This is a genomic window from Ruegeria sp. MALMAid1280 (assembly GCF_049195285.1).
Lineage (GTDB): Bacteria > Pseudomonadota > Alphaproteobacteria > Rhodobacterales > Rhodobacteraceae > Ruegeria.
This window is the reverse complement of record NZ_JBMIRT010000009.1, coordinates 1-3777: the sequence shown is the minus strand read 5'-3', so window position 1 is coordinate 3777 and position 3777 is coordinate 1. Positions and strand designations below refer to the sequence as shown.

The 3777-nt window shown below is 47.4% G+C and carries 3 protein-coding genes and 2 pseudogenes; 3 read left to right on the top strand and 2 right to left on the bottom strand.

All coding sequences use genetic code 11. The features are described from left to right. Together ACOQFT_RS00070 and ACOQFT_RS00065 are read right to left on the bottom strand one after the other, a co-directional pair. Positions 1-433: IS6 family transposase (locus tag ACOQFT_RS00070; protein WP_421596036.1), on the bottom strand; the 433-nt coding region annotated here is incomplete at its 3' end. Positions 434-532: 99 nt separating this feature from the next. Continuing rightward, positions 533-817, bottom strand: a pseudogene (locus ACOQFT_RS00065) (transposase); the annotation flags it as partial. Between the two features lie 489 nt (positions 818-1306). Here ACOQFT_RS00065 and ACOQFT_RS00060 point away from each other — a divergent pair. The 3 genes and pseudogenes from ACOQFT_RS00060 to ACOQFT_RS00050 all read left to right on the top strand — a co-directional run. Further along, positions 1307-2212 carry an FkbM family methyltransferase gene (locus ACOQFT_RS00060; RefSeq protein ID WP_421596035.1) on the top strand — a complete coding sequence of 302 codons (906 nt, stop codon included), beginning with the start codon at positions 1307-1309 and terminating at the stop codon, positions 2210-2212. Positions 2213-2263: 51 nt separating this feature from the next. Beyond that, positions 2264-3262, top strand: a complete 999-nt coding sequence (locus tag ACOQFT_RS00055; protein ID WP_421596034.1) for an FkbM family methyltransferase — start codon at positions 2264-2266, stop codon at positions 3260-3262. Between the two features lie 150 nt (positions 3263-3412). After that, positions 3413-3637, top strand: a pseudogene (locus tag ACOQFT_RS00050) (transposase); the annotation flags it as partial. Between the last annotated feature and the right edge of the window lie 140 nt (positions 3638-3777).

Genomic DNA, 3777 nt, shown 5'->3' with positions numbered 1-3777 from the left:
CCTTGATGCCAGCTGTGTTGGCACCACTTTTGTCGATGACAATCTTGCGTGGCAATCCGTTCACCTTGAGAGCGCGGGCGAAGAACCTCGTCGCAGCGGCTTTATTCCGGCGCTCGGACAACATGAAATCCAGGGTCTTGCCGTGTTCGTCGATTGCTCGGTAAAGATAAACCCATTCGCCTTTCACTTTCACATAGGTTTCATCCATGCGCCACGAACGGTCTGCGGGACGCTTTCTATACCGCGCTGTTTCAGCAATGAGGCCGGCATATCGACTGACCCAGCGGTTTAGCGTTGCATGATCCAGATCAACGCCGCGTTCCGCCATGATTTCCTCCAGATCCCGGTAGGAAACAATGTAGCGCAGGTAGAAGAAAACCGCGCGCAAGATCACGTCTTTCGGAAAATGCGCGCCCTTAAATGAGATTGTCACGGCCTGCTCCTGTCATGTCCCAGCACGCGTTAACAGAACTGCGTTCAATCTGACAGGTGGGGCGGAGTTTGCGACAGAACCCACCGGGCTTCAAAAGTTCTTTCCCAGCATCTCTTTCAGCGTTGCCACATCAAGCATGTGCTCGGCCAACATCTTCTTGAGCCTGGCGTTCTCGACCTCCAGAGCCTTCAGCCTCTTGGCCTCGGACACTTCCAGGCCGCCATACTTCGAACGCCATTTGTAGAAAGTGCCATCGCTGATGCCGTGCTTCCGGCACAGTTCCTTCGCCGCAATTCCGGCTTGGTGCTCATTCAGGATGCCAGTGATCTCCTCTTCGCTGAAACGGCTTTTTCCGCATAGTCTGTCTCCTCGCTTGGGGAACAGGCTAGCTTCAAATCGCGGACTTTTCAGGGAGCCCGTCACGCCTCTTAAACCCGCTGCAACAGCGCGTTCTTTTCGACCAACCAAAACTTCGCAAGAGAACCCTGAGCACTTGCGTTCGCAATCAATGCGGCTTAATAGGCGTTGGAAACTAAAGACACCCGCGACTGAAATCCAATCATCGACCAAAACCGCAATACTACGAGGTCTACTTTGTCGATTACGCGTATTGAGCGTTTACTTTTCTGCCCACTCAAGTCACTCGAGTTGGGTGGTGACCTTGGGAGGCTTGAAACCGACGCAAATATGTTTGCTGATGGAACTGAGAGCGCCTCTTACGTTGGAACACCAGAAACCACTCGCAGTGCCGATAAAGTTTAATAGTTGGCTTGCAGCGATTGAGTCTGACAAGCGTCGGAGGCCAAATCACCCATTCACAAGGTTGGCACAATTTAAGAAGATTGGGTGACAGTCCAACCAGTCAGAAAATTGATGAGCTATCGAACAAAAAACGAAAAGGGCCTGAACGTGACAAAGCACTTGTTAAAAAAGGGAATTACATTTTTGGGGCTTGAAGTCAATCGCAAGAATCGAATCGATGCTGTTCGAAAAAAAATTATGACCCTTGAAAATGAATCTTCTACATCAAATTTAGCCGTACAGCAATTGCAACACGAAGTGGATTATCTCAATGGTAAGTTGACCGAGCAAACAGAAAAATATTTATCGACTAACCGTGAGATTTTTGATCTCATGGATATGGCTCTTGCTGCAAGTAATTGCCGGGAAATTTCCAGAGCACAATTAAAGCAAGATATATTCGTCTTGCTGAAGAAAAAATTTAAAAAGGGTGGTTTCTTCGTGGAATTTGGCGCCACAAATGGGTTAGATCTCAGCAATACCTTCTTGCTGGAGAAGTCTTTTGGCTGGAACGGTATTCTGGCCGAGCCAGCGCCAATGTGGCATGAAGCCCTGAAAAAAAACCGTGATGTATCCTTAGATTTTGACTGTGTCTGGCGTGAAACTGGAGAGATTTTGGAATTCAATATGGCGAACGAAGGTGAACTATCGACGCTAAACTCTTTCTCAGACTGCGATCACCATTCCGAAACAAGAAAATCCGGTCAGATTATACAAGTAAAGACAGTTTCCTTGAATGACCTGTTAGAACGTCATAACGCACCCCGAAACATCGACTATCTGTCAATTGACACCGAGGGAAGCGAATATGAGATACTAAAGCACTTCGATTTTTCCAAATATAATATTGATATTATCACTTGCGAACACAACTTTACGAAAATGGGTGACGATGTTTTTTCGTTGCTGTCCAAACATGGTTACAAGCGAGTATTTGAGGGTAGCTCCGAGTGGGATCACTGGTACGTTAAAGACTAACTGAAACTCTTGATTGTCTATCGGATTTGTATTGTAATGTGGAAATGAAAAATGGAAAAGTTTTTCTCAGAGATTGCCCTTCGCTTTGGCTACCGTTTGATAAAAGAAGCTGAACACGAAGTTTCACGTTCCGATGAAGAAACGCTTCGCGATGAGCTAACTGATATTCAAAAAGAAACTGACTGGTCCGAGTACGCCGACGGCGACATTCTAGAAAAAGGCATCTCATTCCAGGAACGCGCGCGAGATGTGATTTCCGACCCACTAAACCTGTTGATTGATAGAGTCCCCAATGCGGGCTACGTCAATAAGGAGGGCCACGTTGTTTTGCACAATGGAAATGCAGTTCCGATAAGCGGCGAGTATTCTTACTATGGAGAGTTTTCGAGTATTCTCGTTTCCAATAGGGGCGTTCATGAGCCACTCGAAGAACTATGCTTTCAATACGTGTTGACGAAACTACGCTCAACCAAGCCTTCGATGTTGGAACTGGGCGCATACTGGGCACACTATTCTATGTGGTTGAAGCGAGTTTACCCTGATGCTTATTGTACAATGGTGGAACCAGAAGAACAAAACTTGGAGGCAGGAAGAAAGAACTTTGCCTTGAACGGATACAAAGGTGACTTTGTCAAAGCCTTCGTGGCAAAAGCGGAGTTTTCCGTCGATAAATTTATGTTAGAAAAGGGCTTGGACAAACTGGATATCTTGCATTCAGATATTCAAGGCTACGAAGTTGAGATGCTGGATGGTGCAACAGTTACATTGTCAAACCACCGATGTGACTTCGTTTTTGTTTCCACGCATGACGACCGACTGCATGACGTCGTCATTGATCAGCTGAAAAGCTTTGGATATCGGATTGAGACCACTTCGTCGGTTGAGAAACATACAACCAGCTTCGATGGGTTTGTATTGGCCAGCAGTCCAAATGTACCGCCGTTATTTAAAGACTTCGATCCGTGGGGTCGCGAAGAGATAGCAAAAGCGAGCGGGACGGAGCTGTTGGAAAAACTCAATTATGACTTGCGCTCCATATGTGGTAGTTAAGTGTAGAACTTCAGACTTGATCTGACGGACACCTCAGCGAACAGCGCTGAGAATGGGTTGTTGGCCGAGCGATCGACAAACACGGCATGGACGTGTCGCGGTTTGATGCCGCTCCTTTGATAGCGTTTATTGCAGCAAAGGAGACGAAGTATGGGATTGAAACGAACGGACGAGTTCCGCGCTGATGCGGTGCGGATCGCGCTGACGAGCGGGCTTACAAGAAAGCAAGTGGCATCTGATTTGGGCGTTGGCCTGTCGACTTTGAATAAGTGGATTTTAGCGCATCGCGACACGGATGTTGTGTCCGACAAGGACCTTGATCTCGCCCGTGAGAATGAACGGCTTCGACGGGAGAACCGCATTCTCAAGGAGGAGGGTTGTGTCGCAAATTTTGAACTGAGATTGACGAGCACTCAGGTTTCGCAGTCTCTTCCCGTCGAATAGTTTTCGAACAGGTATTAAGTATGATCTCTCTGAAAGGCTGCCACTTTCCCAAGGATGCAGTTCTTTACGCT